The following is a 23,288-nucleotide window of genomic DNA, read 5'->3' as shown; positions in this document are numbered from 1 at the left end:
TTTCCATTAAAACAAAATTTTCCTAAAAATGTAAAATTTAGGACTGAAGTCCCGGATAATTGGGACTGTGGCCAGTAACCAAATTTTTACGAAAATGATATTGTTATGTCAGAAGGATTTTACCTGAGCACGCAGAAGTAGAACGTATGTTCGATGTATGCGGAGGTAGGGGGAAATGAAATACCGACTATGCACGTTTTCCCCGGCGGTGAAGTGGATCCGCGACCGAGAGGGGGTTTACTGGGTAAACGGCGAGTATCTCGAAGAGTTTCTGCGTATATATTGCCCGGACAGAAAGTAGTCGTGAGGGGCTACTTTTTGTTTCTGGATAGGATGGCGATTATTTGTTCGAGGTCTTCGGGCGGCAGGCCGCTGTCTTTGATCTTTTTGCCGAGGGCGATCCAGGGGAGGTTGTCGCCGGACATGATGAATTTGAGGAGGTCTTCCGGGGTGTCGGCGGGGAGGATATCGGCCGGCAGGACGACTTCGTCGAGGTAGAAGAAGTTTTTGTCCTTGATTTTGAGCCCCTGGCACAGTTTGGCTACGGTGGCTTCGCGCGGGTATTTTATGATGCCGTTCTCCAGCTCGGAGATGGTGGATTGCTTGACACCGGTGACTTTTTCGGTGTGGGTCATCGACCAGTTTAACGATTCCCTGACCGCCCGCAGGCGTTCGCCGTGAAATTCCATGCTATGGCCTCCATATGTCGAATGCAATGGGTGTATTTGTTGGTATATTTCGGCTTGTTCGATAGTTAACCTTTTCGATTAATTCGATAATATTGCAGAAATAATTATTTAATATCGAAAAAAGATATTGACTTCAATCGAAAAAGTCGATAATATTTAGATGCAAGGCAAGTTGTCCGGAATAATTCGATTGGGGGCAAGTTGTGCCGCTGCGAACGACTGGAGGTGGCGTGTGTGGCGAGGATAAGCCTGTCGCTGTATGAGGAGGAAGGATTGCCGGTGGAGGTCCAGGGGGAACGGTTTGCTTTTGGCGAGGTCGTTTATTTTACGCTGGGAGGCTTCGGCACAGCCGATATGGTGTGCCTCCATCTCAGTCCGGCGCAGTTGGCTGCGGTGGGGAGGGCGATCGCCGCTTACCGGGAAAGGGCGGCGGGGCCGGAGGAAGCGGGGCGGCGGGGATGAGGCCGGGCGACCGGCGGTTGGAGCCGCCGCGCGAGCCGCGGGAAGCGGGCGTTTGCTGCGGCTGCGGGGAGGCGATTCTCGCCGACGAGGAGTGGCTGGTGTTCGAGAGCGGCAAGATGATTCACGGTCACCCGGATTGTAAGGTGCGGTTGGTCGACCGGATGCTGGGGCTGTGCTAAGGGGCGAGAGGAGGGGTATGGGGTGCGGAGGTTTGTATGTTCCGGCTGCGAGCGGGTGTGGTACAGCGCGGCGCTGGTGGACGAGCCTTGCGAGGCCTGCGGCGGCCGGCTGCGGGAGACGGAGCGGGCTGCCGGGGAGCAGGACGGGGAATGAGCGGCGGGAGGCATTTTCGCGAGGCGCTGCCCCCCTGTCGCTGGGAGGCTGCCAGTTTGTTCCTGCGCAGCCTGGCGGCGCGGCGCGGGTGCGGGCGGTTACGGGTGGGAATGTTCCTTCGCGAGTACCGGAGCGGACGAATATCTGACGGACAGGCCGGGGGTGAGGAGTGTGATCGCTGACGGCGGGGCGGAGGAGCTGTTGATGGCGCTTTTCCAGCAGGCGCGGGACGATCTGGAGACGATTTTCGCGCGGGTGACGCTGCTGCGGAAGGCCTGCGGGCGCGGCTGCCTGGCACAGCATGTGGCGATGTACGGCCTGCCGCTGACGACTGAGGATGAGCGGTCGGCGCTGTGGTGGTACGAGGGGCGGCGCGGTTTGCCAACGGATCTGGCGGCGATGGTGGGGGCGATCGTTCAGTTCCGGAGGTATTGCCAGAGCTGCTGCCAACTGACGGGGAGGGGCGAGGATGGGCGACTGGTACAGCGACGCCGCGTTGGAGGATTTGCTGGAGAGTTACCCGGTGATAAAGGCTCAGGCGGCGATCGAGGCCGAGGCGCTGAAACATCTCTTCCCGAGCTGTACGACAGGGTGCGATGGAAAGGTCCGCGGCGGCGAGGCGCCGGACGGCACGGGGGCGTTTGCGGTGCGGAGGGAGGAACGGTCGCAGAATACGCGGCGGGCAAAGGCGGTCGAGATCGCCTGTGAGGCGTTGTCGGAGCAGGAGCGGGAGTTGGTGCGGCTGATGTATTTCGAACGGTGGGGCGGGCGTCATGTCAGCCTGTATATGGGGGTGCGGCGGTCACGCCTGTTCGGCATCCGCCGCAGTGCGCTCGACAAGCTGGCGGCGATCCTGCTGTGAGGTGTGAGCGGACGTTTCAGCCTCTTGACAAAAAGCGCCGGCGGGTTATAGACTGATTTAAAGGCGTGCCCCTCGCCAGCGGTGAGGGGCCGCTTGCTTGATAGCCGGCAGGCCGGACGGAGGAGGAAGGTATGGGTCGGTGGGCTTATTGGCTGATCGCTGCGGCGGCTGTGCTGTGGGGCATTATCGCGGTGTTCGTCAAGGGCTTGACTGCGTACGGTTTTTCGCCCCTCCAGGTGGTGGCCGTGCGGGCGGCGGTCAGTGCCGCCGGACTTGTCGCTTACGCGGCGGTAATGGACCGGAAGGCGCTGGTGATCAGGCCGGCGGACGGCGGCTATTTCGTCGGTACTGGTATTGTTAGTATTATTTTTTTCAACTGGTGTTATTTTACGGCCATCGAGACGACTTCGGTCGGGGTGGCGGCCGTTCTTCTTTATACGGCGCCGGCGTTCGTGGCCGTTTTGTCCCGGGCGGTGTTCGGGGAGCGGATTACGGGACGGAAGGCGGCGGCGGTGGCGGTCACTTTTGTCGGCTGCGCGCTGGTGGTGGGGCTGTTGCCCGGCCTTTCGGGCGCGGTGCGGCCGCTGGGCCTGCTCGCCGGTCTGGGGGCCGGGGTGGGCTACGCTTTGTACAGTATTTTCGGCAAGCTGGCGCTGCGCAGGTACGGAGCGCTGACGGTAACGACGTATACTTTTGTTTTTGCGGCGGCGGCTATTCTGCCGTTCAGCGGGCTGTGGGAGCAGCGGGCGCTGTTTGACGCCTGGCAGGTCTGGGGGTACGGCGCCGGGCTGGGGTTGTTTTCGACGGTGCTGGCTTATCTGTTGTATACTGTTGGTCTGAAGTATATCGAGCCGGGGCGGGCGGCGGTGACAGCGACGCTTGAGCCGCTGGTCGCGGCGGCGCTGGGGGCGGCGGTGTTCGGCGAGACGCTGACAGGCTGGCAGCTGGCGGGTATGGCGCTGGTGGTCGCGGCTGTGGCGGGCGTGCAGAAACGGACGGGATGAACTCCGGCCGCCGATGAGATGATAAGACAGGGGCGGACAGGAAGGGGAAGGACATGGACGAGGAGGAGCGCCGCGCCGGGAAAGAACCTGGGACGGGCAGGCAGCCGGAAACGCTGCCGGACATCAATCCCTGGCGGGACATTTTTTTCCGGCCCCGGGCGACGACCCGCTGGCTGCTGACAAAGGAGACGGCTGAGTCGGCGCAGACGATGTGGTTTTCTTTCACGGCGCTGTTTATCGTGATGCTGTTTCTGGCGGTGATGTTCAAGCCGGGGAATGGCGACGGTGCGGTGACGAAGATGCAGCTGGTGATTTTTACGCCGCTGATTTTCATGCTGTCGTGGGTTTACTATATTGTGGAAAGTTATCTGCTGTGTGCGCTGAGCAGGCTGATGGGCGGCCGGTGCGAGGTATGGGAGATGCGGGTGGTGAATGCTTTTACGACGGCGATTCCCGGCGTGTTCATGGGTTTCGTGCAGTTGGGAGTGTTTATCTTCTTCGACCGCAAGGGGCTGGTGACCACGCTGGTGGATAATGTCGTCCTGGTGTGGTCGTCGTACATCACTTTGGGCGCGATCGCCGCGGCGGCGGGTATTCCCGCCTGGCGGGCGCTGGTGGTGTATATGGCGTCGGCAGGGCTGTGGCTGGCAGGATTTTGGATCGCGTCCCTGCTGCTGCCAGGGGTGGCCGGGCTGCTGGCGAAATAATACCGGGGGCATACGGGCAAATATAAAGGGACTGCGGCCAGCGGGCTGCAGTCCCTGTTTTGCGGTCGGCGCTCAAAGGGCGCGGATGAGTTTGGCGGGCGGGGTGTCGCCGCTCTGGCCGTAGTAGATGATGTTGAGAAAGCGCACCGGCCTGTCGGCGAGGTTGCGGTAGAAGTGCGGTTTGTCGGCGTGGGTGTGGATGGCGTCGCCGGTTTCGAGCCGGTAGGCGTCGCCGCCGATGGTGATTTCGATCGCGCCTTCGATGACGAAGATGTATTCTTCGGTGTGGGTGGCGTGGGGGTCGGAGGCGTGGGAGGCGCTGGGGTCGAGGGTTACAAGGCATATTTCGAAGTGGTGGTCCTGCTCGAAAGGGAAGAGGGGGAAGATTTTAAGGCCGGCGGCGTCGTCGATGACGGGCGGAATGTCGGCGGAGCGGACAACTTCGACGGGGTTGCGCTTTTCGGTGATCAGTTCGCTGAAGGCGATGCGGAGGCCGAGGGCGACTTTCCACAGTGTGGCTACGGTGGGGTTGGATTCGCCGCGTTCGATCTGGCTGACCATGGCCTTGCTGACTCCGGAAAGCTCGGCGACCTTGTCGAGGCTGAGCCCGCGCTGTTTACGGATTTCGGCCAGGTTGGCGCCGATGACGGCAGACAGGTTTTCCATTGGTTTTTCCTCCGGACGGCGTATGTTATATTGTACGTATGTCTACGATAACATATATGGGAAGTATTTACAAGTGAGGCGCTTTGTCGGCTGGCAATTCTGGGCGGAGCGGAGGATGGAAAGGAACGACGGCTGCTCAGCCGTCGTTCCTTTATGAGGTGGGGTTATTTGTTTTTGCCGTTGCTTTTGCCAGGTTTACCGGGTTTGTTGTCTTTGTCGTCGTTGTCGTTCTTGTTGGCTTTGCCGGGCTTGTCTTCTTCTTCGATGTCGATACCGATCTTGATCTTGAGTTGGTCGGCGTCAATATCGAAATTTCCGTCGCGGAGGAGCCTGTCTGACTTGTCGGCGGCGCCGCGCAGTTTGACCCCGAGGGTTTTAGCTATTTTCCCCCAGCCCATCTTTTGGTCGTAACGAAGGTGGAGAATGTGGCTAACCGGATAACCGGAAGCGTGAGCGAGGCTGTAGGCGAGGGCGATTTCGCCGTGGCCCATATTGCGGGTTGTTTTGAGTTCGCTGATTTCGTATACTGTAACCGGGATGTCGAGGATACGGAAGATGAGGTTGGCCAAGGAGGCTTCGGGCGAGTTTTCGACGACGACGACGCCAGCGGCTTGAGCAACAGCGGCGGTTCCGGAGACGCCAGCGACAAAGGTGAGGAAGGCGAAGAGGATGAACAGGGTGAGGATTTTTGGGTGGCGCAGCAAGGGAAACACCTCTCTTCAAAAATGTGGCGGCCGGCCTAAGCCGTGCCTGTCTTAACACTAGCGTACCATTCCTTGACTGGCTAGTCAATTTCTGGTTGGCAGAGAAAAACGTGGAGCAGAGGTGAATACGGGCGAAAGGCGCGACTAAGGCAGGTAAAAAGGGTAAATTTGACTGGTTAGTCAGCATTGGCGGAGAATGAGCGTGAGGGAGGCGGGGGCATGGGACACGTGTAAAAGAGCGAGAGGAATAAAAAACGAGGAGGTAAAAGAAAATGGCAAAGAAGAAGCTTGGCAACAGGCCGTTTCTGTACCCTTATCCGGTGGTGCTGGTGGGGACGGAGGTGGAAGGTAAGGCGAATTTCCTGGCGATCGCTTTCTGCGGGATCGTGAACATGAACCCCGGCATGCTGGCTATCGGCATCGGCCGGGGCCATCACAGCACAAAAGGTTTGCTGGCCAACAAGGCTTTCAGCGTGAATATCCCGTCCGAGGGGATGCTGGCGGCGACCGATTACGCGGGGATGGTGTCGGGGAGCAAGGTGGATAAGAGCGGGCTGTTCGAGGTGTTCCGCGGCGAGGTCGCCGGGGCGCCGATGATAAAGGAGTGCCCGCTGAGCATGGAGTGCAAGGTGCGGGAGGTGCTCGACATGGGCGGCAACGATTATATCGTGGTCGCCGAGATCGTGGAGACGCACGCCGGGGAGGAGTTTCTGACCGACGGGATGCCGGACGTGACGAAGATGAAGCCGGTGGTGTTCTCGATGTTCGACAACCGCTACTGGGGCCTCGGCCAAATGCTCGGCAACGGCTGGAGTCTGGGCAAGGATTATAAGCCGAAGGCATAGGGAACACAAAAAGCCGCCCGCAAGGGCGGCTTTCGTATTGGAGCGTTCCTAAATGGAATGCGCACGGCCGTTCAGAAGTGCCCAGATGCTAGGCGCACCGGAGGCTGACACCGGAAGCGTACACGAACGTACGCTGAGGATGGCAGTCGAGGAGCACGAAGCAGATGGGCGCTTATGGGCGGCCTCATTGTTTTTTGCCACAAAACTAATATTCGAAGAACATGCGCTGGATTGTGGGAGGATCGTCCGTCTTCGTCAGCGCGAGCATGAGGAGGACGCGCGCTTTTTGGGGGTTTAAGGTGTCGGCGGCGATGAAGCCGCAGTCGTCGTCGCAGACGGCGCTGTTGCGGGTGACGATGCCGCTGGAGACGCGGGTGCTGCGGACGATGACGATGCCGCGGCGGGCGAGGGCGATGAGGTTTTGGCGGGTGGCGGCGGACATGCCGCCGTTGCCTACGCCGGCGACGACGATGCCTCTGGCGCCGGCGGCTACCGCGGCGTCGGCCAGGCAGCAGTCGTTGCCTACATAGGTGTAGATGATTTCGACTTTGGGCAGGGCGGTGAGGCCGGCGAGGCCGAATTCGGCGGCGAAGGTGTGTTTGCGGGCCGGCCGGCGGTAGAAGTAGGGTTTGCCGGCCTGGATATAGCCGAGGTAGCCGAGCTCCGGGGCTTTGAAGGCGTCCTGGAGGGCGGTGTTTGTTTTGGTGACGTCGCGGCTGCAGTTGATGGTGTCGTTGAGGGCGACGAGGACGCCGGCGCCGGCGGCGTCGTCGCAGGCGGCGAGGGCGACGGCGTCGTAGAGGTTCATGGGGCCGTCGGTGCTGATGACGTTGGCGGGCCGGAGAGCGCCGACCATGACGACGGGTTTGGCGCTTTTGACGGTGAGGTTGAGGAAGTAGGCGGTTTCTTCCATGGTGTCGGTGCCGTGGGTGACGACGATGCCGTCGACGTCAGGCGAGGCGAGGAGGGTGTTTATGCGCCCGGCGAGGGCGAGCCAGACGGCGTGGGTCATGTCGGCGCTGTCGATCTGGGCGAGCTGTTCGCCGCTGACGGTGGCGATGTCCGCGAGGGCGGGGACTTCGGCGATGAGGGCGTCGATGGAGAGGAGGGCGGATGTGTAGCAGGCTGTTTCGGTGCTGGAGGCGGCTTTGCCGGCGATTGTGCCGCCGGTGGCGAGGATGACGATGTTCTTTTTCACGCGGGCACCTCCGGTTGGGGAGTGTTGGTATGATTATTATAGCATTGCTGATAGCGACCATAATATATGATTTGCAACGGACGCAATAAAAAGGCGCGGATTGCCGGGCGGGCCGCGGGACGAAATGGCGTGGCGGGCAGAAAGGGTTTGGGCCGGAAGGCGCCGAAGAAAACAGTAACACGGACAAGGAGATGGTATAAGATGATTCGCGCAGCGATTTTGGAGAAGCCGCTTTCCCCGCTGGTGATCCGGGAGTTTCCGGAGCCTGAGCTTGAGCGGGGGGCAGCGTGGCTGGAGACGATTTACAGCGAGGTATGCGGTACCGACGTCCATCTGTATCACGGACGGCTGGCGGGGGTGCCGTATCCGATAATTCCCGGTCATATCAATGTGGGACGTATGGGCGCGATGAACGGCGAGGTCCGCGATGTGGACGGCAATGTGCTGCGGGAAGGGGATGTGGTGACATTCCTCGATGTGCACGAGACGTGTCACGATTGCTGGTATTGTCTGGTGGCAAAGACGTCGACGCGCTGCCCGCAGCGTAAGGTTTACGGCATCACTTACGGCCTGGGCGACGGTTTTCTGGGCGGCTGGAGCAATAAGATTTACCTCAAGCCGGGGGTCAAGATCGTTAAGTTGCCTGCCGGGCTCGATCCGGCGGTGTTCATCGGCGGCGGCTGCGGCCTGCCGACGGCTTTCCACGCGGTGGAACAGGCGGGGATAAAGCTGGGCGACACGGTGGTTGTCCAGGGCAGCGGCCCGGTGGGGCTGAACGCGGCGATTCTGGCCCAACTGGTGGGAGCGATCAAGGTTATCGTGGTGGGCGGCCCGGCGCTGCGGCTTGAGCTGGCGCGCGAGTTCGGGGTCGACGCGGTGATCAATATCGAGGCGACGAAGGCCGAGGACCGTGTGAAGGCTGTGAAGGAGATGACCGGCGGCCGGGGCGCGGATGTCGTGATCGAGGCGACGGGGGCGCCGGGGGCGGTAGCCGAGGGAATGGCGATGGCCCGCGACGCGGGGACGTATGTGGTGGCCGGGCAGTACACCGACAACGGCGACGTGACGGTGAATCCGCACTGGCTGCTGAATAAGAAGCATCTGACGGTGAAGGGTATCTGGGGGATCGACCTCAGTCATTTTTACCGCTCGATTCTAGTGATGGGAAAATATCGCGGGCGGTTCGCCTGGGAGAAGATGGTTTCCCGCCATTACGGTCTGGACGAGGCGAATAAGGCGATCGACGATGTCGAGCATTGCCGGGTGATGAAGGCGGTAATAAAGCCGTAGAATCAAGGAGGGCCGGATGATGAAGGGTAAGGGGTTTGTCATCAAGACCATGGAGCGGGCCGAAATCGACCTGGCAGTGGAGTGGGCGGCCCGCGAGGGCTGGAATCCGGGGCTGCACGACGCGGCGTGTTTTTATGCCGCCGACCGGGAGGGGTTTCTGCTGGGCAGCCTGGACGGCGAGCCGGTGGGCTGCGTCTCGGCGGTGAAGTACGGACAGGGTTACGGTTTCCTCGGTTTCTACATCGTGGCGCCGGAGTATCGCGGCCGCGGGCTGGGTATCCAGCTGTGGCGGGCGGCGATGGACAGGCTGGCGGGCCGCAATATCGGCCTGGACGGAGTGCTGGCGCAGCAGGAGAATTACCGCAAGTCGGGTTTCCGTCTGGCGTATCAGAACGCCCGCTACGAGGGGGTTGATCTGGCCGGCGGCCGGGTGAGCGACCGGGTCGCGCCGCTGGCGGAGATGGATTTCGCAGCGGTGGCCGATTATGACGGTGCGGTGTTCGGCACCGACCGCGCCGCCTTTCTGCGGGCCTGGGTGGCCCAGCCGGAGGGCGTGGCCCTGGGCTACAGGCGCGGGGACCGGCTGGCCGGCTATGGCGTGCTGCGCCCGTGCCGGCAGGGATTTAAGATCGGGCCGCTGTTCGCGGACGACGGCGCTGTTGCGGATGAGCTTTTTACCGCCCTGGCGGCGCGCGCAGGGGGCGAGCCGGTGTATCTGGACGTGCCGGAGGCCAACGCCGCGGCGCTGGACGTAGTGCGCCACTACCGGATGAAGATGGTGTTCGCGACGGCGCGGATGTACTCGCAGCATGTACCGGCCGTGCCGCTTGAGAAGGTTTTCGGGGTGACGACTTTCGAACTTGGCTGAGGATGGAAAAAACCTGACCGCTTATGGTCAGGTTTTTTTATTTGCGGCGGTGTTTTTCCATGAGGATGTTGAACAGGGTGGTCTTTTCGGTGAGTTTGCGGCTGAGGCGGCTGCGTTCTTCACCGGGGGCGCAGGCGGCGACCGCCTGCTCTAGGGTGACGATTTCTTTTTTGAGGTCGAGCTCCACCGGCAGTTGGCCGGCGTTGCGGAGGATTTTGTAGGCGGCCCTGCGGTCGGCGGGGACGAGGGCGAGGTTGTCGGGCGGGAGGGGTTTGCCTTTGCCGGGAAGATTGTCGAATTCGCCGTCTTCGATGGCTGCGAGGATGCGCCGCTCGGCGAGGATGTGGAGGATGTCGTCGCTCATTTTTTCACCATCCGGGGCAGTGAGTCGTGCCTTTATCATACCGCAAAGCGGCGGGACTGAAAATAGCGGTGGGACAGGCAAAATATGGGTTGACTTTTGCTTTTTCATTTGGTACCATTTAACTAGATTACTAATTAAATAGTAATCTAGTTAAGTGGGTTTTTGTTACCCGGAAGAAGGTGCGGAGCGTGGAGAAGGAGTTTATCACCGTCCGTGCGGCGAGAAGGGCCGATATTCCCGGAATGTGGCGGCTGCTGCACTGCGAGGGACGATGCCTTGACGAGGCGGCGATTGCCGCCGGACTGGGAAATTTTTATGTGCTTACGCGCGGCCCCAAGCTCCTCGGGGTATACAATGCGGGGGACGCGGCCGGCTGGACGGCCGTGCATCCCTTATTTGGCCAGGATTTGGTGGAGGATATTATGGCTAAGGCGGTGAATGGTTTATTGAAGATAAATGAACCTGGTATCTGCGGGGTGAAAGAATGGAGTTTCAACTTAACAAGAAGACGGAGTTTCCCATCTATCAGCAGTTGAAGGAGCAGATCAGGTATTTTTTGCTGAACGGCGATCTGCAGCCTGGCACGAAGTTGCCGCCGCCGAAGGATCTGGCGGGTTATCTGCGGATTAACAAGAATACCGTCATTGTCGCTTATAAAGAGCTGGAAAAAGAAGGCGTGATCGTGACGAAGCACGGGCAGGGCACATATGTGTCGGAGCATTTGCCGCCCGACCCAGGGTTCAAGCGGAAGCAGGCTTTGATAGAACTGGCCCGCGAGGCGCTGGAGCGGGCGCGCGAGCTCGGTTTCGGCGCCGAGGATCTTTTTACGGTCGTTTTCAGCCAGACGGTGCTTGGGCTCGGCCCGGCGAAGGCGACACGGGTTCTTTTTGTGGAGTGCAATCCGCCGGATGTGAATTTCTATGTCGCGTCGCTGGAGAAAGAGATCAGGGTGCCGGTAGAGGGCTGTTTGCTGGCCGATCTGGCCGACAGGATGGACGACAAGTCGGCGCCGGATGTCGATGTGGTCGTGACGACGTTTTTCCATGTGGAGGATGTGAAGGCGATCTGCGAGCCGATGGACAAGAAGGTGATCGCGATCATGCCTGCGCCGGAAATGTCGGCGCTGCTCCAGGTGGGGCAGCTACCGCCGGGGACAAAGGTGGGGTTCATCTGCGGGACGGAGGGGAGCACGGAGGCGATGTCCGGTTCGTTGGGCGCTGCCGGAATCAGGCATATCGATTATGAATGCATTCCTTATGCCAATCGCGAGGCGGTGGCTAAGATGCTGACCGAGGTCGAAGTAATCGCCGGCTGCCGGTCGGTGGTGGAAGAGGTGCGCAAGATCGCTCCGCCGGGGGTGAGGGTAATGGAGTTCGGCAATGTACTGGAGCAGGGCGGCGTCGAATTGCTGCGCAAGTTCCTGCTGGAGCGGGACTGACAGGCTGCGGCGGCAGGAATGACGATTGTTGATGGGAGGAAGTCGGATGGTGATAACGGAGGTTCCGTTCTGCACGGTCGACTGGAGCACGGTGGAAGCGACCGAGCACCCCGGGGTGACGGGGAAAGCGTTGTGGCGCACTTTCGAAATGGGCAATATCCGCGTGCGGATGGTGGAATACACGCCCGGGTATCTGGCCGATCACTGGTGCAACCGCGGTCATGTGCTGTTGGTGCTCGAAGGGGAGCTGGTCACCGAGCTGGACGACGGCCGGAAGTTTACGCTGCCGGCGGGGACGAGCTACCAGGTGGCGGACGGGGCCAATCCGCACCGGTCTTCGACGGCGACGGGAGCGAAGCTTTTTATCGTCGATTAGGGTGAAGAAAAAACGGCACGCGCTCGCGTGCCGTTTTTTATTGGCTGAGGGCTTTGTTCAGATTGGTGAGGTTGTCGCGCATGATGCCAAGGTAGTTTTTGCCCTGCTGCGCTTCTTCGGGGGTGAGGTTTTCGACCGGGTTGAGGACGAGGAGGCTTGCGCCGGTTTCGCGGGCGATGGTTTCGGCCAGCCTGGGGCTGACGAGCGTTTCGAAGAAGATGTATTTGACTTGGTGCTCGCGGCAGAATTTGACGACCGAGGCCATTTTGTCGGGGGTGGGTTCGCTGTCGGGGGAGAGGCCCATGATCGGCAGTTGCTTGAGGCCGTAGCGTGCGACCAGGTAGCCGAAGGCGGCGTGGCTTGTGACGATTTCGCGGCGGGGCAGTCCGGCGAGGGCGGTCTGGTATTCCGTGTCGAGCTTGGCGAGTTCGCGGATATAGCCGGCGGCGTTTTGGCGGTAGTAGTCGGCGTTCGGGGGGTCGGCGGCGGCGAGGGCGGCGGCGATGGCTTCGACTTCTTTCTGGGCGAGGAGCGGGTCGAGCCACATATGGGCGTCGGTATGGGCGTCGCGGGGTTTGGCGTTTTTGTCGCCGCTGCCGTGGTCGTGGCCGTGGCCGTCGTCTTCCGCTGGTTTGAGCAGCGGGATTCCCTGGCTGACGGCGACGGCCTTAGTGGCGCCGAGGGTTTCGGCGGTGAGGAGTTTGCCGATGGTTTCGAAGCCGGCGCCGTGGTAGAGGAAGAGGCGCGCTGCCCGGATGGCGACGATTTCTTTGGCGGTGGGTTCCCAGTCGTGGGGCTCGGCGCCCGGCGGCATGAGCTGGGAAAGGTCGATTTTGTCGCCGCCTACCTGACGGGTGAATTCGTAGACGGGGTAAACGGAGGCGACGACTTTGATTTTGGCGGACGGGGCCGTCGGTGAGGGGGCGCCGGTTTTGGCGCCGCAGCCGAGGGTGAGGGCGAGGATGAGGGACAGGGCGCCGATTAGGCAATGTTTTTGAAGCCGGTTCATGGGAAGCCTCCTGTTTTTTCAGCCTGCGGGACGGCAGGCGCGGCAGTAACCGTAGAATTCGAGGGAATGGGAGACGACGGTGAAGCCGCGTTCTGCAGCCTGGGCGATTTCCTGGGGGATTACGGGGCAATAGTCGATGCACTCGGCCTGTCCGCAGACGAGGCAGATGAGATGATGATGGTGGTTGTCGGCGACGATTTCGAAGACGCTGCCGCCGCGGCCCGGCAGGTTGACCTGGTTGACGATGCCGAGGCGGATGAGGAGGGTGAGGTTGCGGTATACGGTGTCGAGGCTGACGTCGGGAGCCTGGCTTTTGACGTGGCTGTGGATTTCCTGCGCGGTGGGGAAGGGGGCGCAGGCCTGCAGGGCGGCTATGACGGCGCGCCGCTGCGGGGTAAGCTTGAAGCCTTTGCTCCGCAGGAGGTGCAGAAAGTCGTTCATAATAATTCTCCCAAATAGTAATATTACTATTTACCATTTTATACTGTTTATTCATGGCCGGCAAGGGTGATTTTGGCGAGGGGGAATTTTTTTAGCGGCGAGAGGGGCGGGCCGATTTCGGCAGTTGTTGGAAGGAATACGCGGCGTGTGTGTAGTAATTATTGGTGTCGGATTTCGACGAATTAACGCGAGCGGACGGGAAAGCGGGGATGGGATGAGCCGGGTGTCCGAGGGACTGAGTTGGCTGTTGATTTTCCCGTATGCTTATTTAGCTTATTTCCTGGGGAAGATGATCGGCGATAGCGCAAAGACGCCGCAGGTTGCGGCCGCTTTGTTCTGGGCGTATCTGGCCGTATACCCCGTCGCGGTGGTTGTGTTCAATTTCGTGACGAGAAGGCTTAGGGCGCGGGGGAGAAGGAGGCTGGCCCTGGCGGTTAGCCTGGTGCCTTACGGTGTTTTGGCGGCTGCGTGGGTGTCGTTTGCCTCTTTCGTCGGCGTGCTTTGCAGGTTGGGCTGATTTAGGGGGCCGCGACTGGCGAATTTTTTCGGGAGAGGTTCTGATGAGTTTTCTGGCCCGTAATGAGTATCTGCTCGGCGAGATAGACTATTATCACGGACAGGTCTGCGCCCGTCTGACTGACGACCGTTGGTCGGAGAATTACCGGCGGATTTGGAAGGTTGTCTGTCTGCAGTTGTGCTGGCATGACTATGACGACACCGCCGGGACGGGTGAACGGCTGGTGCGGACGCTGCTGCGCCGTACCGGCTACGGGCGGCAGTGGCCGCTGGACAGCCCGGTGCTGAACGGGCCGGTCGGTTTGTCGCGTACTGAGAGTATCGCCTGCAGGACGCTGTTCGGGTTCGATCTCATTACCGACGGCTGGGGCGACTGGGAGCCGCTGGCGCGGGGCGTGTCGGAGGCGGGGGAGACGCTGCTGGTGCTGCGGCTGCTTCCGTATCTGGAGTATTTGCTGGAAGTGGGGGCGGGCAACGGTTATTATTCTTTCCTGGCCGCACAGAACGGGGTGGCGGTCACGGCTCTGGAGCCGTCGCCGCTGGAGTACAAACAGTTGCGCGCCGGGGCAGCTTTGAACGGGCTCGCTAATATTACGGCGCCGGTGTGTTCGACCGGCGAATCGGCCGCAGGCGGGGCCTTGTATCTCGACGATGGCCCGCGGGTGAAGCCGCTGTTGCTGACGGATTACCGGGCCGCCGGTTCGTTCGTGAGGCTTGCTGCGGACGGGTTTGGCCCGGCGCTGCTGCAGGGAGCGGCCGACTGGCTGGCGTCGTATGACGCTCCGGTGCTGCTGGTGACGGGCGGGAAAGGCCCGGACGGCGGCTCGCAGGGGTGCGTGCCGGCGGAGGCGCAGGAGCTGGCGAAGTACGATTACGGCTTGTACGCGGTCAGCCGCGAGCCGGCGCACGCTGAGCCGCTGCTGACGCCGCTGGCGGGCGCGGTGCACCGTTCGACGGTCAGTTTCCTGGCGTTGCCGCCGATGGCCAAGGATCTGGCCGAGCAATTGACGAAGCCTGTCGATATGAGGGTGTTTACGCCGACAGCCAAACTGGAGAATCTGTTTTATTTCGTGAAGAATTCGTTCGAGGCGCTGTAGGATCGGGGCGTCCCGCCGCCGCTCTCAGGGCGGTGTTCGCGGCGCAAAAAAAAGTTGTATTTTTTCCTGGGGCGAGCAGGGGGAATGTGCCCACGCGGTGAATCGTTGTCTAGTAATGCTTTTCCATGTCGTAAAACACGAACAGGGAGGTCAAATCGGGAATGAAGAACAGGTACGTTATTCTGGCTCTGGCTTTGGTTTTTACGGCCGCGCTGGTGCTGGGAGGCTGCGGCGGCGGCGATAAGAAGCCGGCGGCGCCGGCAGCCCCGGAGAAGATGAAGGTGGCGTTCGTGTACATCGGGCCGGTCGGCGACGCAGGCTGGACTTACGCTCACGAACAGGGCCGCAAGTATCTCATGGAGAAAATGCCGGATATTCAGTCGACGATTATCGAATCCGTGCCGGAAGGCGCCGACTCCGAGCGGGTTATCACCCAGCTCGCCGAGCAGGGCCATAAGGTGATTTTCACCACCAGCTTCGGTTATATGGACCCGACGATCAACGTCGCCAAGAAGTATCCCAATGTTGTGTTTATGCATTGCTCGGGCTTTAAGACCGCCGCGAATGTGGGCACTTACTTCGGCCGCATCGAAGAGGCCCGCTATCTGACCGGCATCGCCGCCGGCAAGGCTACGAAGAGCAACGTTATCGGCTATGTGGCCGCGTTCCCGATTCCGGAAGTCGTCCGCGGCATCAACGGGTTTACCCTGGGCGTACGTTCGGTCAACCCTAACGCCAAGGTTAAGGTGATTTGGACCAATACCTGGTACGATCCGGCGAAGGAAAAGCAGGCCGCGGTTTCGCTGCTTGACGCCGGCGCGGATGTCATCGCGCAGCACCAGGATACTCCTGGACCGCAGCAGGCTGCCGAGGAGAAGGGTAAGTTCAGCGTCGGTTATAATACCGATATGAGCAAGATGGCGCCCAAGGCGGTGCTGACTTCGGCGGTTTGGAACTGGGGCCCGTATTATGTGAAGGTTGTCGATTCCGTCAAGAAGGGCACCTGGAAGAGCGAACAGTACTGGGGCCATATGAGCGACGGCATCGCGGATATCGCGCCTCTCGGACCGATGGTTCAGGAGGATGCCAAGAAACAGATCGCCGACGCCAAGGCTAAGATCATGAAGAACGAACTGAACATTTTCGCCGGCCCGCTCAAGGATCAGACCGGCGCGGTTAAGGTGCCGGCCGGACAGGCGCTGTCCGATAAGGATCAACTGGGCTGGAGCTGGTTTGTTGAAGGCGTAGACGGTACTATCCCGAAATAAGGATTACAAATAATGCGCTTGACGGAGAGCTGGCAGGCTTCGGCCTGCCGGCGCTCTGCGTTTTAGCCAGCGGAGGAAATGCATGGTAAAGCCGATTATCACGATGCGGGGGATGTATAAACGTTTCCCAGGCGTGTTGGCCAACGATAATATCGACATGGATATTTATCCGGGCGAGATCCACGCTCTCCTCGGGGAGAACGGCTCGGGGAAAAGCACGCTGATGTGCGTTCTGTCGGGTTTGTATATGCCTGACGGCGGCACGGTCTGCGTGAACGGCGAGGAGAAGAGGTTCCGCTCGCCGCGTGACGCCATCGCCTGCGGCATCGGCATGGTCCACCAGCACTTCAAGCTCGTGGAGCCGTTTTCGGTGGCCGAGAATATCGCGATGAGCGGGCAGCATGGCTCGTTCATGCTTTCAACAGAGAAAATGACGGCCGATATCGCCGAACTTGGCGATAAATACGGCTTGGCGATAAAACCGGAGGCGAGCGTGTGGCAGCTTTCGGTGGGGGAGAAGCAGCGGGTGGAGATCGTCCGTATGCTTTACCACGGTTCACGGGTGCTGATCCTCGACGAACCTACGGCGGTGCTGACTCCCCAGGAAGCGGCCGAGATGTTCAAGACGCTGCGCCGCATGGCGGCCGACGGCTGTGCGATCGTGTTTATTACCCATAAGCTCAACGAGGTGTACGAGCTTGCCGACCGGGTTACGGTGCTGCGGGGCGGCAAGGTGACCGGCGCTTTGGGCCGCAATCAGCTTGATACGAAGAAGCTTGTGTGGATGATGGTCGGCCGGGATGTCGTTTCCCAGTACGAGCGGGACGCTGTGCCGGAAGGCCGGCCGGTGCTGGAATTGAAAAAGGCGGTAGCCTTCAACGATATGGGGATGTACGGCCTGAAAGACCTGTCGCTGACGGTCAACGAAGGTGAGATTTTCGGTATTGCCGGGGTCGCCGGCAACGGTCAGCGGGAGCTGGCCGAGGTGATCACCGGGCTGCGCCGGATGGCGGACGGGACGGTCAGGCTGTATGACGAGGATGTGACGAATTTCCGCCCGGCGGATATGATCGCCCGCGGGGTGAGCTATGTGCCGGAAGACCGCCTGGGGGTGGGCCTGGTGCCGGAGCTGTCGGTGCTGGAGAATCTGCTGCTGAAGAGTTATCAGCAGCCCGAATTCTCCGGCCGCTGGCTGCTCGACGGCAAGGCGATCCGCGAGCGGGCGGCCAAGCTTGTTAAAGAATACAAGGTGCAGGTTTCGAGTCTCGACCAGCCGGTGAGGATGCTTTCCGGCGGCCATTTGCAGCGTTTGCTGCTGGCCAGGGAGATCGCGGAGAAGCCGAAGCTGATGGTGGTGGTGTATCCCGCCCGCGGCCTCGATGTGGGGGCGACTGAGGCTGTTCACCGCCTGCTGCTCGATCTCAAGGCCGAGAAGACGGCCGTGCTGCTGATTTCCGAGGATCTTGACGAGATTATGAAACTGGCCGACAGGGTTGGCGTGCTGTATAACGGCCAGTTGGTGGGCGAGTTTCCGGTGGAAGAGGCGGATATCGAGAGGATCGGCCTGCTGATGGCCGGGTCGGGAACGGAGGGAGGGAAGGCCGATGCTTATGAGATTTGAAAAGCGACTGGCGCCTTCGCCGTTCATGACGGTGGCGGTGCCGGTGGTTTCTGTGGTGCTGGCGCTGCTGTTCTGCGCCGCTTTCCTGGCGCTTACCGGCCGTCATCCCTTCGAGCTGTATTTCGCCATGCTGGAAGGCGCGCTGGGGTCGGCGTACGGCCTGTCGGAGACGACGGTCAAAGCGATTCCGCTGATGTTGTGCGGTCTGGGCGTTTCGCTGGCGTATCGCATGCAATTGTGGAATATCGGCGCCGAGGGCCAGCTTCATCTGGGGGCGTTGGCCGCGACCTGGGTGCCGCTGACTTTTCCGAACCTGCCGGCGTTCATCATGCTGCCGGCGATGGTGGTGCTCGGCATGGCCGCCGGGGCGCTGTGGGCGCTGGGACCGGGGTATCTGAAGGTAAAATGGCGGGTCAACGAAATTATTACGACGTTGATGCTTAATTATGTGGGCATACTAGTGGTTAATTATTTCGTTTACGGTCCGTGGCGCGATCCCAAGGGGTTTAATTTTCCGCTGACGGCGGAGTTCCCGCCTGCGGCGCTGCTGCCGACCTTCGGCGGCTCGCGGATCCACATCGGCCTGCTGCTGGCGCTGGCTCTGGTAGTGGTGTTTATCGTTATTTTCCGCAATTCACGCTGGGGCTACGAGATAAAGGTAATCGGCTCGAGCGAACGGGCGGCGCGCTATGCGGGGATGGATATCAAGCGCAATATGCTGCTGGTGATGGCGCTGTCCGGCGCGGTGTGCGGCCTGGCCGGCATGACGGAGGTCAGCGGTATCGCCGGGAGGCTGCAGCCGGGTCTTAGTCCGGGCTACGGTTATACGGCGATCATCGTCGCCTGGCTGGCGCGGCTGAATCCGATCGCGATCGTGCTGGTGGCCGGGATGTTCGGCGTGCTGCAGGTGGGCGGTTATATTGTGCAGACTTTCGGGGTGCCGGCGTCGATGGTGGCGATGATCCAGGGGGCTGTGCTGTTTTTCGTGATCGGCGGCGAGATGTTCGCCAATTACCGGGTTGTTTTCCCGAGCTTGAAGGGGGCGGAAAAGGCGGATGAGTGAGCAGTCGATAATCATATCAATTCTCGCGGCCGCTGTGACCGCAGGCACGCCGATCCTCTATGCGGCGCTCGGCGAGCTTCTCACCGAACGGGCCGGTATTCTGAACCTCGGTGTCGAGGGGATCATGCTGGTGGGGGCGGTGTCGGGCTTTATCGCCGCCGTGGCCACGGGCAGCTGCTGGTGGGGTCTGCTGGCCGCGATGGCGGCCGGCGGGGCGGTGGCTTTCATCCACGGGGTGCTGACGATTACGCTGCGGGCCAACCAGACGGTGAGCGGTCTGGCGTTGACGCTTTTCGGCACAGGCCTGTCGGGGTATCTGGGCAAGTCGTATATCGGTATGCCGGTGCCGCAGGCTTTTAAGGCGACGTCGCTGGGGCCGCTGTCCGATATCCCGTATATCGGCCCGATTCTGTTCCAGCATGATGTGCTGGTCTATGCCAGTTATCTGCTGGTGCCGGCGATGGCGTTTTTCATCCATCGCACGCGGCCCGGCCTTATTCTGCGGGCTATCGGCGAGAACCCTGCGGCCGCCGACGCACTGGGCTTTAAGGTATTTTCGCTCAGGCATATGTATGTGGTCGTCGGCGGGATGCTGTGCGGCGTGGGCGGGGCGTACCTGTCGCTGGCTTACGCGCCGAGCTGGCTGGAGAATATGACGGCCGGGCGGGGCTGGATCGCGGTGGCGCTGGTGGTTTTCGCCCTGTGGGATCCGTGGCGGGCGCTGATCGGGTCGTATCTGTTCGGCGGCGTGGACGCGCTGGGCTTTAATCTCCAGGTATTGGGCGTGACGGTGCCGACGTTTTTCCTCAGTATGATGCCTTATCTGTTCACCATCCTGGTGCTGACGCTGCTGATGGCCAAGAGCGGCGGCCGGGTTGTGCCGCCGGGGGCCCTGGGGCTGCCGTACGACCGGGAAGATCGATGATATAAGGAGCGAATGATGCAGGAGTTGCGCGAACGAATCGTGGCTGACGGCGAGGTTATCGGCCGCGAAGTCCTCAGAGTTGATTCTTTTCTCAATCATCAGATCGATCCGGCCTTTATCCAGCGGATGGGCAATGAGATCGCCAGGCGCTTCGCGGGCGAGGGTGTGACCAAGGTGCTGACGGTGGAGGCCTCGGGCATCGCCGTGGCGGCCGCGGCCGGCCTGGCTCTGGGCGTGCCGGTGGTGTTCGCGAAGAAGAAGCCGGCAGTCACCCAGCAGGGGGATTTGTATTCGGCGGAGATTTTTTCGTTCACCCGCCGCGAGTCGGTGCATATCACCGTTGCTCCCAAGTACCTGACCACGGAAGATGTGGTGCTGATTGTCGACGATTTTCTGGCCCACGGCGAAGCGCTGAGCGGGCTGGTGAAGATCGTGCGGCAGTCGGGGGCGAAGCTCGCCGGCGCGGGCATCGTTATCGAGAAGCGGTTTCAGGGGGGCGGCCAGGAGCTGCGGGCCGAGGGCATCAGGATCGAGTCGCTGGCGGTGATCGAGAGTATGGAGGCGGGGGTAATCAAGTTTGGGTAACGGCCGTCCCTGGTGCCGATTAAGGGTGTTGCGGGGGGACAATTATGGCCGGCAGCGCGGATGATGACGCCAGGCGGCTGACCGCTCTGGCGTATTTCATGATGATGTCGATCGGCGTGACTTTCAGCCTGGCCGGGGTGACTACTAAGCAGATCGCCGCCACGTTCGCGGTGGATACGGGATTGGTGGGGTATGTTTTCACGCTGTTTTCGGTCGGCTACAGCGCGGCGATCTTCGGCAACGGTTTTCTGCTGGACCGGGTGGATACCGGTCGGGAGACGGCGCTGGCCGCTGCGGCGGCCGGGCTGGCTGCGCTGGCGGCGACGCTGTTGCCGTCGCTGGCGGCGTTCGCGGCGGCGATTTTTGCTTATGGCGTTTTCCTGGGCGTATTGTGCTCGGTGGGCTATTTCGTTATCGTGAATTTGTACGATGAGGCGGTCCGGGCGGCCAAGCTGAATGTGCTGAATTTCTTTTTCAGCGTCGGGTCGGTGGCGGCGCCGGTACTGGCCGGCCTGGCCCTGCAGCGCGGCGCCTCGTGGCAGGCGGTGTTTCAGGCGACGGCGCCGCTGGCGTTCGCGGCGGCGGCCTGGGCGCTTTCCGCCCGGTTCACGCTCCGGCCGCCGGCGCCCCGGCTGGCGGGACCGGACGGCGACCGTTCCCGGTGGGGATGGCCGGTTTATGTCATCGGGGCGGCGCTGATCTGTTATGTTATTTCGGAAATGGCGTTTACTTATTGGCTTGTTACGTATATGATGGACCGCCTGGCGGCGGATGTGGCGACAGCCGGTTTGGCGCTGTCGCTGTTCTGGGTGACGATGGGGTCTGGCCGGCTGGCGGCGGGCCCGCTGATCGTCCGGCTGGGAGTGGGGCGCTATATCGGCGGGTTTTCGCTGCTGGCGGCCGGCGCTTTCGCGGCGCTGCTGACGGCGGATACGCCCGCGGCGGCGCTCTGGCTGACGGCCGCGATGGGCGCGGGTTATTCCGGTCTTTATCCGACGATCCTGTCTTTGGGCACTGAGCTTGTGCCGGGGCCGTCGCCCCGCCTGACGACGTTTTTTCTTTCGGTCGGCGCGGGGGGCGGTATTATGGCGCTGCTGCTGTCGAGCTGGCTGAAGCAGGTGGCCGGCGTTGGCGCGGTGATGACGTTTGCGGCGTCTTTGCTGGCAGCTATGGCGCTGCTGGTGTGGACGGCGGGACGCGGGAGGAGATGCCCGGCCGGTGGCGAAGAATAGAGTGTAAGGACGGTAGTCGCCGCGCCGCATTATTGTGCGGCGGCAGGCTAATGCTAACAGGGATGCAGAAATAAGGAGGAGTTCTGACTATGGAGAAGAATCCGACCGCGAAGTTCGAGACTACTTTGGGCGAGTTCACTGTGGAGCTGTTCGCCGATAAGGCGCCGGTGACGGTGGAGAATTTCGTCACGCTGGCGAAGAAGGGATATTACGACGGGGTTATTTTTCATCGGGTGATTCCGGGGTTCATGATCCAGGGCGGCGACCCGACGGGGACGGGCAGAGGCGGCCCAGGGTACGCAATCCCGGACGAGTTTCACCCCGAACTTATGCACGATGTTCCCGGAATCCTGTCGATGGCAAATGCCGGGCCGAACACGGGCGGGTCGCAGTTTTTCGTGACTGTGGCGGCGACGCCGTGGCTGAACAACCGCCACGCGGTATTCGGCAAGGTGGTGTCCGGCATGGATGTGGTGGATAAGATCAGCACGGTGAAACGGGATGGCGGCGACCGGCCGATCGAGCCGGTGGAGATGAAAAAGGTTACGGTTGATGGCGAGTAGCACTGCTTTCACGTATATGGTCGCGTGTGCCGACGGGACGCTTTACACCGGCTGGACGACCGATCTGGAAGCAAGGCTGGCCGCCCACAACGCCGGCACGGGGGCGCGGTATACGCGCGGCCGGGGGCCGGTGGCGCTGGTTTACTGGGAGGAGTACGGCGACCAGGGCCAGGCGCGGCGGCGAGAGTGCGAAATCAAGAAATTGGACAGGCGGCGGAAGGAGGCGCTGGTCGCTTCCGGATGCCGGCCTGCGCCAACGGGGGAAAAGCCATGATGATGGCTTTTTCTTTTTTTGGCGGCGGGCGCGGCGGAGGGAAATGGCTGCAAGCCGGCGAAATTTGTAGCAGTAATTGCACGGAGGGGGGAGCGGGATGAGGAGTGAGATTGCGGCGCGTCTGAAGCTGCGGTACGGGCCTGTAGCTATTGTGCTTACAGAGGAGAAGCCGGTCGGGGCGCTCGAGTTTCAGGAAGGTAAATGGGGCTGCGTGGCGGCGATGCTGTCGGCGGCAGCCAAGGGCCGGCAGGCGGTGTTCGGCCGCGGGCGCCACGGCTGCCCGGGCGGCGGCGTGGGTCTTGGGTTATGCGCTGCGTTCCCGGATACGCCGGGCGGGTTCGATTATTTTTTGTCGACCGGCCGGGGCGAGGGCTTTCCGCCGGGCGAGGGCTATAAGAAGACGCCCGAGCTGGCGGCAAGCTTCAGGGAATGGCTGCCGACTGCAGAAATACCGAGCAAGTATGTGGCCTTTAAGCCGCTGGAGGCGGTGACGGAGGGCGAGGAGCCGGCGGTGGTCGTGTTTTACGCGAATGCCGACCAGCTGTCGGCGCTGGTGGTGCTGGCCAATTACGGCCGGCCGGGCGGTGATAATGTGATCGCCCCGTTTTCGGCGGGCTGCCATTCGGCGTTCCTCATCCCGTGGCACGAGGGGAAGCAGCCCCGGCCGCGGGCGGTGGTGGGGATGACGGATATCAGCGCCCGGCCGTTCATTGACGCCGATCTTTTGTCGTTTTCGGCGCCGCTGGCAATGTTCCGGGAGATGGAGGCCAATGTGCCCGGCAGTTTCCTCGACAGGCACGACTGGCAGAAGGTGGCCGCCCGCCTTGAGAAGTGAGCGGGCGCGGCGGACGGTGATATTAATTTTTTCGATTATGATAAGGAGGCTGA

At 61.3% G+C, this 23,288-nt stretch carries 31 protein-coding genes; 24 read left to right on the top strand and 7 right to left on the bottom strand.

Annotated features, from left to right (window positions below; translation table 11 throughout):
- The first annotated feature begins 175 nt into the window (after nucleotides 1–175).
- Nucleotides 176–301 (top strand): hypothetical protein, encoded by a 126-nt coding sequence (locus RIN56_13770; GenBank protein ID MDR7867872.1) that lies wholly within the window; start codon nucleotides 176–178, stop codon nucleotides 299–301.
- A gap of 10 nt (nucleotides 302–311) precedes the next feature.
- On the opposite strand, the gene RIN56_13765 is transcribed toward RIN56_13770, so the two are convergent.
- Complete coding sequence (locus tag RIN56_13765; protein MDR7867871.1) at nucleotides 312–689, bottom strand: helix-turn-helix transcriptional regulator; 378 nt, start codon at nucleotides 687–689, stop codon at nucleotides 312–314.
- 234 nt (nucleotides 690–923) lie between these two features.
- Between RIN56_13765 and RIN56_13760 the strand changes: the two genes are divergently transcribed.
- The 6 genes from RIN56_13760 to RIN56_13735 all read left to right on the top strand — a co-directional run bounded on the left by RIN56_13760 (nucleotide 924) and on the right by RIN56_13735 (nucleotide 4,057).
- On the top strand, nucleotides 924–1,151 hold the full coding sequence (locus tag RIN56_13760) for a hypothetical protein (GenBank protein ID MDR7867870.1): 228 nt from the start codon (nucleotides 924–926) through the stop codon (nucleotides 1,149–1,151).
- Nucleotides 1,148–1,330, top strand: coding sequence for a hypothetical protein (locus RIN56_13755; GenBank protein MDR7867869.1), 183 nt, complete (start codon nucleotides 1,148–1,150; stop codon nucleotides 1,328–1,330). Before RIN56_13760 ends, RIN56_13755 begins: the two co-directional genes overlap by 4 nt.
- Nucleotides 1,331–1,352: 22 nt before the next feature.
- The gene (locus RIN56_13750) at nucleotides 1,353–1,484 is read left to right on the top strand and encodes a hypothetical protein (protein MDR7867868.1); all 132 of its coding nucleotides are present in this window, start codon (nucleotides 1,353–1,355) and stop codon (nucleotides 1,482–1,484) included.
- 469 nt (nucleotides 1,485–1,953) lie between these two features.
- Complete coding sequence (locus RIN56_13745) at nucleotides 1,954–2,346, top strand: hypothetical protein (protein MDR7867867.1); 393 nt, start codon at nucleotides 1,954–1,956, stop codon at nucleotides 2,344–2,346.
- A gap of 131 nt (nucleotides 2,347–2,477) precedes the next feature.
- The gene (locus tag RIN56_13740) at nucleotides 2,478–3,350 is read left to right on the top strand and encodes an EamA family transporter (protein MDR7867866.1); all 873 of its coding nucleotides are present in this window, start codon (nucleotides 2,478–2,480) and stop codon (nucleotides 3,348–3,350) included.
- A 53-nt stretch (nucleotides 3,351–3,403) separates the two neighbouring features.
- A complete protein-coding gene (locus tag RIN56_13735; protein MDR7867865.1) occupies nucleotides 3,404–4,057 on the top strand; it encodes a YIP1 family protein in 654 nt (217 codons plus the stop codon).
- A 72-nt stretch (nucleotides 4,058–4,129) separates the two neighbouring features.
- On the opposite strand, the gene RIN56_13730 is transcribed toward RIN56_13735, so the two are convergent.
- Nucleotides 4,130–4,723 (bottom strand): cupin domain-containing protein, encoded by a 594-nt coding sequence (locus tag RIN56_13730; GenBank protein MDR7867864.1) that lies wholly within the window; start codon nucleotides 4,721–4,723, stop codon nucleotides 4,130–4,132.
- A gap of 164 nt (nucleotides 4,724–4,887) precedes the next feature.
- Nucleotides 4,888–5,427: a hypothetical protein gene (locus tag RIN56_13725; protein ID MDR7867863.1), complete on the bottom strand. Its 540-nt coding sequence runs from the start codon at nucleotides 5,425–5,427 to the stop codon at nucleotides 4,888–4,890.
- A gap of 272 nt (nucleotides 5,428–5,699) precedes the next feature.
- On the opposite strand from RIN56_13725, the gene RIN56_13720 reads away from it, so the two are divergent.
- Complete coding sequence (locus RIN56_13720) at nucleotides 5,700–6,272, top strand: flavin reductase family protein (GenBank protein MDR7867862.1); 573 nt, start codon at nucleotides 5,700–5,702, stop codon at nucleotides 6,270–6,272.
- Between the two features lie 205 nt (nucleotides 6,273–6,477).
- Here the strand turns inward: RIN56_13720 and RIN56_13715 are convergent, their stop codons facing one another.
- Nucleotides 6,478–7,470 (bottom strand): type II asparaginase, encoded by a 993-nt coding sequence (locus RIN56_13715; GenBank protein MDR7867861.1) that lies wholly within the window; start codon nucleotides 7,468–7,470, stop codon nucleotides 6,478–6,480.
- 201 nt (nucleotides 7,471–7,671) lie between these two features.
- On the opposite strand from RIN56_13715, the gene RIN56_13710 reads away from it, so the two are divergent.
- A complete protein-coding gene (locus RIN56_13710; GenBank protein MDR7867860.1) occupies nucleotides 7,672–8,760 on the top strand; it encodes a zinc-binding dehydrogenase in 1,089 nt (362 codons plus the stop codon).
- Nucleotides 8,761–8,776: 16 nt separating this feature from the next.
- Nucleotides 8,777–9,628: a GNAT family N-acetyltransferase gene (locus RIN56_13705; protein MDR7867859.1), complete on the top strand. Its 852-nt coding sequence runs from the start codon at nucleotides 8,777–8,779 to the stop codon at nucleotides 9,626–9,628.
- Between the two features lie 37 nt (nucleotides 9,629–9,665).
- Here the strand turns inward: RIN56_13705 and RIN56_13700 are convergent, their stop codons facing one another.
- Nucleotides 9,666–9,992 (bottom strand): DUF1992 domain-containing protein, encoded by a 327-nt coding sequence (locus tag RIN56_13700; GenBank protein ID MDR7867858.1) that lies wholly within the window; start codon nucleotides 9,990–9,992, stop codon nucleotides 9,666–9,668.
- 188 nt (nucleotides 9,993–10,180) lie between these two features.
- On the opposite strand from RIN56_13700, the gene RIN56_13695 reads away from it, so the two are divergent.
- The 3 genes from RIN56_13695 to RIN56_13685 are packed head-to-tail and all read left to right on the top strand — an operon-like array spanning nucleotide 10,181 to nucleotide 11,806.
- A complete protein-coding gene (locus tag RIN56_13695) occupies nucleotides 10,181–10,528 on the top strand; it encodes a hypothetical protein (protein ID MDR7867857.1) in 348 nt (115 codons plus the stop codon).
- A complete protein-coding gene (locus tag RIN56_13690; GenBank protein MDR7867856.1) occupies nucleotides 10,477–11,430 on the top strand; it encodes a GntR family transcriptional regulator in 954 nt (317 codons plus the stop codon). Before RIN56_13695 ends, RIN56_13690 begins: the two co-directional genes overlap by 52 nt.
- A 46-nt stretch (nucleotides 11,431–11,476) precedes the next feature.
- Nucleotides 11,477–11,806: a DHCW motif cupin fold protein gene (locus tag RIN56_13685; protein MDR7867855.1), complete on the top strand. Its 330-nt coding sequence runs from the start codon at nucleotides 11,477–11,479 to the stop codon at nucleotides 11,804–11,806.
- A 37-nt stretch (nucleotides 11,807–11,843) separates the two neighbouring features.
- Here RIN56_13685 and RIN56_13680 read toward each other — a convergent pair whose 3' ends face one another.
- On the bottom strand, nucleotides 11,844–12,815 hold the full coding sequence (locus tag RIN56_13680; GenBank protein ID MDR7867854.1) for a metal ABC transporter substrate-binding protein: 972 nt from the start codon (nucleotides 12,813–12,815) through the stop codon (nucleotides 11,844–11,846).
- Between the two features lie 18 nt (nucleotides 12,816–12,833).
- Nucleotides 12,834–13,256 carry a Fur family transcriptional regulator gene (locus tag RIN56_13675; protein ID MDR7867853.1) on the bottom strand — a complete coding sequence of 141 codons (423 nt, stop codon included), beginning with the start codon at nucleotides 13,254–13,256 and terminating at the stop codon, nucleotides 12,834–12,836.
- Nucleotides 13,257–13,479: 223 nt separating this feature from the next.
- Between RIN56_13675 and RIN56_13670 the strand changes: the two genes are divergently transcribed.
- From RIN56_13670 to RIN56_13620, 11 genes are all read left to right on the top strand, one after another.
- Complete coding sequence (locus tag RIN56_13670; protein MDR7867852.1) at nucleotides 13,480–13,773, top strand: hypothetical protein; 294 nt, start codon at nucleotides 13,480–13,482, stop codon at nucleotides 13,771–13,773.
- Between the two features lie 43 nt (nucleotides 13,774–13,816).
- Complete coding sequence (locus tag RIN56_13665) at nucleotides 13,817–14,869, top strand: hypothetical protein (protein MDR7867851.1); 1,053 nt, start codon at nucleotides 13,817–13,819, stop codon at nucleotides 14,867–14,869.
- 161 nt (nucleotides 14,870–15,030) lie between these two features.
- Nucleotides 15,031–16,137 (top strand): BMP family ABC transporter substrate-binding protein, encoded by a 1,107-nt coding sequence (locus tag RIN56_13660; protein ID MDR7867850.1) that lies wholly within the window; start codon nucleotides 15,031–15,033, stop codon nucleotides 16,135–16,137.
- 82 nt (nucleotides 16,138–16,219) lie between these two features.
- The gene (locus RIN56_13655; protein MDR7867849.1) at nucleotides 16,220–17,758 is read left to right on the top strand and encodes an ABC transporter ATP-binding protein; all 1,539 of its coding nucleotides are present in this window, start codon (nucleotides 16,220–16,222) and stop codon (nucleotides 17,756–17,758) included.
- The gene (locus tag RIN56_13650; protein ID MDR7867848.1) at nucleotides 17,742–18,821 is read left to right on the top strand and encodes an ABC transporter permease; all 1,080 of its coding nucleotides are present in this window, start codon (nucleotides 17,742–17,744) and stop codon (nucleotides 18,819–18,821) included. The genes RIN56_13655 and RIN56_13650 overlap by 17 nt, the downstream gene beginning before the upstream one ends.
- Nucleotides 18,814–19,746, top strand: a complete 933-nt coding sequence (locus tag RIN56_13645; protein ID MDR7867847.1) for an ABC transporter permease — start codon at nucleotides 18,814–18,816, stop codon at nucleotides 19,744–19,746. The genes RIN56_13650 and RIN56_13645 overlap by 8 nt, the downstream gene beginning before the upstream one ends.
- 15 nt (nucleotides 19,747–19,761) lie before the next feature.
- Nucleotides 19,762–20,331 carry a xanthine phosphoribosyltransferase gene (locus RIN56_13640; GenBank protein MDR7867846.1) on the top strand — a complete coding sequence of 190 codons (570 nt, stop codon included), beginning with the start codon at nucleotides 19,762–19,764 and terminating at the stop codon, nucleotides 20,329–20,331.
- A 44-nt stretch (nucleotides 20,332–20,375) separates the two neighbouring features.
- Nucleotides 20,376–21,563, top strand: coding sequence for an MFS transporter (locus RIN56_13635; GenBank protein MDR7867845.1), 1,188 nt, complete (start codon nucleotides 20,376–20,378; stop codon nucleotides 21,561–21,563).
- Nucleotides 21,564–21,652: 89 nt separating this feature from the next.
- The gene (locus RIN56_13630) at nucleotides 21,653–22,126 is read left to right on the top strand and encodes a peptidylprolyl isomerase (protein MDR7867844.1); all 474 of its coding nucleotides are present in this window, start codon (nucleotides 21,653–21,655) and stop codon (nucleotides 22,124–22,126) included.
- Nucleotides 22,116–22,400, top strand: coding sequence for a GIY-YIG nuclease family protein (locus RIN56_13625; GenBank protein MDR7867843.1), 285 nt, complete (start codon nucleotides 22,116–22,118; stop codon nucleotides 22,398–22,400). The genes RIN56_13630 and RIN56_13625 overlap by 11 nt, the downstream gene beginning before the upstream one ends.
- Before the next feature lie 97 nt (nucleotides 22,401–22,497).
- Entirely contained in the window at nucleotides 22,498–23,235 is a 738-nt protein-coding gene (locus RIN56_13620; GenBank protein ID MDR7867842.1) for a DUF169 domain-containing protein, read from the top strand.
- The last annotated feature ends 53 nt before the right edge of the window (nucleotides 23,236–23,288 follow it).

It is taken from the genome of Sporomusaceae bacterium (assembly GCA_031460455.1).
GTDB lineage: Bacteria > Bacillota > Negativicutes > Sporomusales > UBA7701 > Anaeroselena.
The sequence above is the reverse complement of the archived record's forward strand: the minus strand, read 5'-3'. Positions and strand labels throughout refer to the sequence as shown.

Excerpts from the sequence above, each read along its gene's own strand:
- RIN56_13770 (MDR7867872.1), top strand. The coding sequence starts at position 176 with ATGAAATACCGACTATGCACGTTTTCCCCGGCGGTGAAGTGGATCCGC.
- RIN56_13765 (MDR7867871.1), bottom strand. The coding sequence starts at position 689 with ATGGAATTTCACGGCGAACGCCTGCGGGCGGTCAGGGAATCGTTAAAC.
- RIN56_13755 (MDR7867869.1), top strand. The coding sequence starts at position 1,148 with ATGAGGCCGGGCGACCGGCGGTTGGAGCCGCCGCGCGAGCCGCGGGAA.
- RIN56_13745 (MDR7867867.1), top strand. The coding sequence starts at position 1,954 with ATGGGCGACTGGTACAGCGACGCCGCGTTGGAGGATTTGCTGGAGAGT.
- RIN56_13740 (MDR7867866.1), top strand. The coding sequence starts at position 2,478 with ATGGGTCGGTGGGCTTATTGGCTGATCGCTGCGGCGGCTGTGCTGTGG.
- RIN56_13735 (MDR7867865.1), top strand. The coding sequence starts at position 3,404 with ATGGACGAGGAGGAGCGCCGCGCCGGGAAAGAACCTGGGACGGGCAGG.
- RIN56_13730 (MDR7867864.1), bottom strand. The coding sequence starts at position 4,723 with ATGGAAAACCTGTCTGCCGTCATCGGCGCCAACCTGGCCGAAATCCGT.
- RIN56_13720 (MDR7867862.1), top strand. The coding sequence starts at position 5,700 with ATGGCAAAGAAGAAGCTTGGCAACAGGCCGTTTCTGTACCCTTATCCG.
- RIN56_13710 (MDR7867860.1), top strand. The coding sequence starts at position 7,672 with ATGATTCGCGCAGCGATTTTGGAGAAGCCGCTTTCCCCGCTGGTGATC.
- RIN56_13705 (MDR7867859.1), top strand. The coding sequence starts at position 8,777 with ATGATGAAGGGTAAGGGGTTTGTCATCAAGACCATGGAGCGGGCCGAA.
- RIN56_13700 (MDR7867858.1), bottom strand. The coding sequence starts at position 9,992 with ATGAGCGACGACATCCTCCACATCCTCGCCGAGCGGCGCATCCTCGCA.
- RIN56_13690 (MDR7867856.1), top strand. The coding sequence starts at position 10,477 with ATGGAGTTTCAACTTAACAAGAAGACGGAGTTTCCCATCTATCAGCAG.
- RIN56_13685 (MDR7867855.1), top strand. The coding sequence starts at position 11,477 with ATGGTGATAACGGAGGTTCCGTTCTGCACGGTCGACTGGAGCACGGTG.
- RIN56_13680 (MDR7867854.1), bottom strand. The coding sequence starts at position 12,815 with ATGAACCGGCTTCAAAAACATTGCCTAATCGGCGCCCTGTCCCTCATC.
- RIN56_13675 (MDR7867853.1), bottom strand. The coding sequence starts at position 13,256 with ATGAACGACTTTCTGCACCTCCTGCGGAGCAAAGGCTTCAAGCTTACC.
- RIN56_13665 (MDR7867851.1), top strand. The coding sequence starts at position 13,817 with ATGAGTTTTCTGGCCCGTAATGAGTATCTGCTCGGCGAGATAGACTAT.
- RIN56_13660 (MDR7867850.1), top strand. The coding sequence starts at position 15,031 with ATGAAGAACAGGTACGTTATTCTGGCTCTGGCTTTGGTTTTTACGGCC.
- RIN56_13655 (MDR7867849.1), top strand. The coding sequence starts at position 16,220 with ATGGTAAAGCCGATTATCACGATGCGGGGGATGTATAAACGTTTCCCA.
- RIN56_13650 (MDR7867848.1), top strand. The coding sequence starts at position 17,742 with ATGCTTATGAGATTTGAAAAGCGACTGGCGCCTTCGCCGTTCATGACG.
- RIN56_13645 (MDR7867847.1), top strand. The coding sequence starts at position 18,814 with ATGAGTGAGCAGTCGATAATCATATCAATTCTCGCGGCCGCTGTGACC.
- RIN56_13640 (MDR7867846.1), top strand. The coding sequence starts at position 19,762 with ATGCAGGAGTTGCGCGAACGAATCGTGGCTGACGGCGAGGTTATCGGC.
- RIN56_13635 (MDR7867845.1), top strand. The coding sequence starts at position 20,376 with ATGGCCGGCAGCGCGGATGATGACGCCAGGCGGCTGACCGCTCTGGCG.
- RIN56_13630 (MDR7867844.1), top strand. The coding sequence starts at position 21,653 with ATGGAGAAGAATCCGACCGCGAAGTTCGAGACTACTTTGGGCGAGTTC.
- RIN56_13625 (MDR7867843.1), top strand. The coding sequence starts at position 22,116 with ATGGCGAGTAGCACTGCTTTCACGTATATGGTCGCGTGTGCCGACGGG.
- RIN56_13620 (MDR7867842.1), top strand. The coding sequence starts at position 22,498 with ATGAGGAGTGAGATTGCGGCGCGTCTGAAGCTGCGGTACGGGCCTGTA.